This is a genomic window from Nocardia sp. NPDC060220 (assembly GCF_042727815.1).
Taxonomy (GTDB): domain Bacteria; phylum Actinomycetota; class Actinomycetes; order Mycobacteriales; family Mycobacteriaceae; genus Nocardia.
Window position 1 is genome coordinate 1 of the sequence record NZ_JBHWZY010000649.1, and the last position, 4004, is coordinate 4004.

4 protein-coding genes are annotated in these 4004 nt (G+C 69.0%); 1 reads left to right on the top strand and 3 read right to left on the bottom strand.

All coding sequences use genetic code 11. From position 1 onward, the window contains the following. Positions 1 to 83: 83 nt before the first annotated feature. The 3 genes from ACFWF3_RS27015 to ACFWF3_RS27025 all read right to left on the bottom strand — a co-directional run bounded on the left by ACFWF3_RS27015 (position 84) and on the right by ACFWF3_RS27025 (position 3474). Positions 84 to 1262 carry an alpha/beta hydrolase family protein gene (locus tag ACFWF3_RS27015; protein ID WP_378995577.1) on the bottom strand — a complete coding sequence of 393 codons (1179 nt, stop codon included), beginning with the start codon at positions 1260 to 1262 and terminating at the stop codon, positions 84 to 86. Positions 1263 to 1394: 132 nt separating this feature from the next. Beyond that, positions 1395 to 2261, bottom strand: coding sequence for an alpha/beta fold hydrolase (locus tag ACFWF3_RS27020; RefSeq protein WP_379316179.1), 867 nt, complete (start codon positions 2259 to 2261; stop codon positions 1395 to 1397). After that, the gene (locus ACFWF3_RS27025; protein WP_379316181.1) at positions 2203 to 3474 is read right to left on the bottom strand and encodes an MFS transporter; all 1272 of its coding nucleotides are present in this window, start codon (positions 3472 to 3474) and stop codon (positions 2203 to 2205) included. The genes ACFWF3_RS27020 and ACFWF3_RS27025 overlap by 59 nt, the downstream gene beginning before the upstream one ends. Before the next feature lie 111 nt (positions 3475 to 3585). Here ACFWF3_RS27025 and ACFWF3_RS27030 point away from each other — a divergent pair, with 111 nt between their 5' ends. Beyond that, positions 3586 to 3891 carry a helix-turn-helix domain-containing protein gene (locus ACFWF3_RS27030; protein ID WP_379316183.1) on the top strand — a complete coding sequence of 102 codons (306 nt, stop codon included), beginning with the start codon at positions 3586 to 3588 and terminating at the stop codon, positions 3889 to 3891. The last annotated feature ends 113 nt before the right edge of the window (positions 3892 to 4004 follow it).

Consider the following 4004-nt stretch of genomic DNA (forward strand, 5'->3'; position numbering starts at 1 on the left):
AGGGTGCGACGAAGGAGTACCCGGAGGGAGGGAAGATCAGGGGCCCGAAGGGCCCCGCTCGAGCGCGCCAGCACTCCAAGAGTTCAGCGGGTGATGCCGAAGCGGGTGTCTGCCCAGCCGAGCGCGTCGGCGAAGGACGCGGAGACGATCTCGCTGTGGTCGACGTCGTCGTACTTGCGGTAGTCGACCGACTCGCCTCGCCCCTGCTGTTCGGCGACCATCGCGTCCGTCGCCTGCAGCGGGACGGTGAGGTCGGAACGGCCTTGGAGGACGAGAACGGGGACGGTGAATCGCAGGCCGCTCGGGTCGTTGTCGTCGAGGACTCGCAGCAGCCCGGAGACATCGCCGTCGGCGGTGAACACGTCCTTCGCCGACAGGCCGCCCCACTTGCTCTTGTCGCGCAGCCCGCCGGTGCATTCGGAGTCGGCGACCGGCAGCAGCGACTGCGCCCGGCCGGTGAGGAATCGGGCGGGGTCCACATCGGTCACCGTCTGGGCGCCGCGAACCAGCAGCGGCAGGTATACCGACACCTCGCCCGTACCCAGCTTGCCCAGCGGATTCGACGCCGCCCACTTCGCCATCCGCACCTGTTCGCCCAGGTGCGAGGCGGGCGCCAGCGCGATGGCGCCGAGCAGCGGCGTGTTCGGCGTCCATCCCGCGGCGTCGACGGCGGCGAACAGGGCCGCGTGGCCACCTTGCGAATGCCCCATCGCCACCCAGCGCGAACCGACCGTCTTGTCGATTTCCCTTGCCGCCGTGGCGATATCGGCCATCGCGCGTTGTTCGGTCTCGCCGATCATGTACCCGTGACCGCCCGGTGTCCCCAAACCCTGATAGTCGGTTCTGGCCACCGCGTACCCCTTGGCCACCCAGCGAGCCTGTTCGTCCCTGCTCGGGGAGGAGCCTTCGGATCGCGAGGCCGCGCAAACGTCGGCGACCCCGGTGCTACCCGGCCCCCAGGAAATGAGCGGCCAGCCACCCGCGGGCGCCACGCCTTCGGGCACCGCGAGTGTTCCCGATACCGCGACGGGTTTCTCCTGCGCGTCCAGTGACCGGTACAGCGTCAGGAAGTTGCGAGCACCCGGCACCGCCTGCGCGCCAGTGAGCGGCTGCGCGCGGATCACCGAACCACGCTGTCCCGGAATCGATTCCGCGCTGGGGTTGTAGAACGCGGAAAGCGGTGCGGCCGCGGCGAATTCGGCGGGCCTGCTGTCCTGGGCGCAGGCCGGCGCGGACAGCGCCAGGCAACCCGCTGCGATCACCCGAGCAATACGTGCGTGCAAGTTTCCCCCGATACGCCGACGGCCCATGACGTGGCCGATAAACCGCCGACCAGGTTACTCGATGCCGCCCGGACGGCCGGGCGCCCCACGACCCCCAGCCGTCCACCGTACTCAGCCCAGCACCCGGCCGAGGAAGTCGCGGATCAGCGCGGCGATCTCGGGTCCGTGCGTCTCCAGCGCGAAATGGCCCGCGTCGAGCAGGTGCAGTTCGGCGTCGGGCAGGTCACGCAGATACGCGCGGGCACCGTCGGCACCGAAGATCTCGTCGTGGGCACCCCAGACGATGAGCGTCGGCGGCCGATGCTCGGCGAAATACTGCTGGAAGGCCGGGTAACCGTCGAGGTTGTTCTTGTAATCGAAGAACAGCTGCAGCTGGATCTCCTTGTTGCCGGGGCGGTCGAGGTAGGCCTGATCGAGGGTCCACGCATCCGGGCTGACCAGTGCGAGCCGGTCGGCCGGAACACCGTGCGTGTACTGCCATTTCGTCGCGTCGAGCTCGAGCAGCTTGCGCACTTCGGGCTCGTGGGTCGCGCGGTCGTTCGCATGCGCGAACAACACCTCCCAGAACGGAGTGAAGCCGTCGAGGTAGGCGTTGCCACTTTGGGTGATGATCGCGGTGACCCGCTCCGGATTGCGCGAGGCGATGCGCAGGCCGATGGGGGCGCCGTAGTCCTGGATGTAGAGCGCGAAACGGTCGATGCCGAGGGTGTCGAGCAGTTCCAGGGTGATCTCGGTGAGCGTGTCGAAGCTGTAGTCGAATTCGTCGACCGCCGGCATCGCCGACTGGCCGAAGCCGAGGTGATCGGGTGCGATCACGTGGTAGTCGTCGGCCAGTGCGGGAATCAGGTTGCGAAACATGGCCGAGCTGGACGGGAAGCCGTGCAGCAGAAGCAGAGTCGGCTTGCCCGAGTCGCCGGCTTCACGGTAGAAGACCGACCGGCCCTGGATCTCGACGGTGTGGTGGCTTATCTGGTTCATCGTGGATCTCTTTCTGTGTGGGTGATACTCGCGCCGAGCCCGGGAAGCTCGGCCGGGCGGGATTCAGACGGTGACCGGTGCGCGACGGAACCGGGGAGATCAGGCCGACGGCAACGACGGTGAATACCAGGCCGAGGGCGAAGTAGCCGCGATAGCTGTCGGTGAGGGCGTGCACGACGGTGGCCACGCCGAGCCCGGTGGCGGCGGCGAGCTGGTGGATCACCCACGCGGGCGCCAGCGTGCGGCCCATCCGCGCGGGGTCGAGACCACGCGACAGGATGGCCATGGTCAGCGGGATGACGGGGAACGAGGCGATACCGAACAGCACCGCGACCACGACCAGCACCGCGGGCCCCGGCACGAGCACCGCGGGCAGCAAGGCGGCGAGGCGCACCGAATACAGCACCCGCAGTAGTGATTCCGGTGGGTAGTGCCGCAGCAGCCGCACCATCGCGGCCGAGGTCAGCCCGGCCGCCAGCGCGGCCAGCGCCACGAGCCTGCCCGCACCGGCCACCGACCAGCCCTGCTCCACCGCGTGTTTCGGCAGCATCAACACGACCACGTACAGGGTCGCCGCGTGGAAACCGAAGGACACCAGCACTTTCCATCGGTCCGCCAGCGATTCGCGGGCGCCTGCGCTGGTCGTCGCCCGCTGATCGGCGGGCAGCAGCAGCCACAGCACGGCGGTCGAGGCCAGTCCGATCGCGCCGAGCAACGCGAAGGTGCCGCGCACACCGATCGGATCGAACAGCGCGGTCGCCGCCCACGGCGTGATCAGCTGGCCGAGGTTGATGCCGATCGCGGCGCGTGCCATGGCCGGTCCTACCTGCGGACCGTGCGCCCGCCCGAGCAGGGTGGTCACGGTGAGGGTCGACGACGACGCGAACCCCAATCCGCCGAGCACCATATAGGCCGCGACGAACTGCCAGGTCTCGGTCACTAAGGCCAGCACCAGATAGCTGCTAGAGATCAGCGTGAGCCCGCCGATCAGCACGAGCTTGGGCCCGAGGAGATCGAACAGCCTGCCGATACCCTGCTGCGCCAGGCCGGTGACCGTGGTGCCCAGCGCGGCGGCCACGGCCAGCGCCGTCGCCGACACCCCGTACGACGCGGCCGTCGGCGCGAAGAACACACCCATCGTGAAGTTGAGCCCGAACGAGACGGTCATCGCCGTCAGCCCCGCCCAGGCAAGATGCTCACGTCGCATGCCCATCAGTTCCTAACTGCCTATTGGCATTTGAATGGTTACAACAGGCGAATGTCCGGCCCCATTCCCTTCTCGGGAAGTCGGTCCAGACGAATACTCTCGACTGTGCTGCGGCGGATGCGCGAGGCCACTCGAACGGCGCTCACGCCCGTCCATGTCGCGCTCAGCCAGCGCGGCCGCCGCCCGAGGCGCCTGCTTCCCCGCACCTTCCAGCGGCGCCTCGCCGAAGCGGGCACCACCTGGCGCGACGAGGTCGACGCCGCCCGCCGCGACCGCGCCGAACGGCCCCTGCGCGACTCCGACCTCCCCGTGCAGTCGATCGCCGCCCGGCTCGGCTACACCGATGCCCGCACCCTGCGCCGCGCGTTCAGCCGCTGGAACGGCCAGTCCCCCGACGTCTTTCGCCGCACGCCCGGCGCGTGACACACGAACGGCGCGTTCACCATGAGGTGTACGGGCCGGGCGGGGGTGTAAGAACTATCGGGCGCTAGCGGCGGGCCACAAGCGGGGGGGCGAGATGAGGGCGGGGGTAAAAT

Excerpts from the sequence above, each read along its gene's own strand:
- ACFWF3_RS27025 (WP_379316181.1), bottom strand. The coding sequence starts at position 3,474 with ATGGGCATGCGACGTGAGCATCTTGCCTGGGCGGGGCTGACGGCGATG.
- ACFWF3_RS27030 (WP_379316183.1), top strand. The coding sequence starts at position 3,586 with ATGCGCGAGGCCACTCGAACGGCGCTCACGCCCGTCCATGTCGCGCTC.
- ACFWF3_RS27020 (WP_379316179.1), bottom strand. The coding sequence starts at position 2,261 with ATGAACCAGATAAGCCACCACACCGTCGAGATCCAGGGCCGGTCGGTC.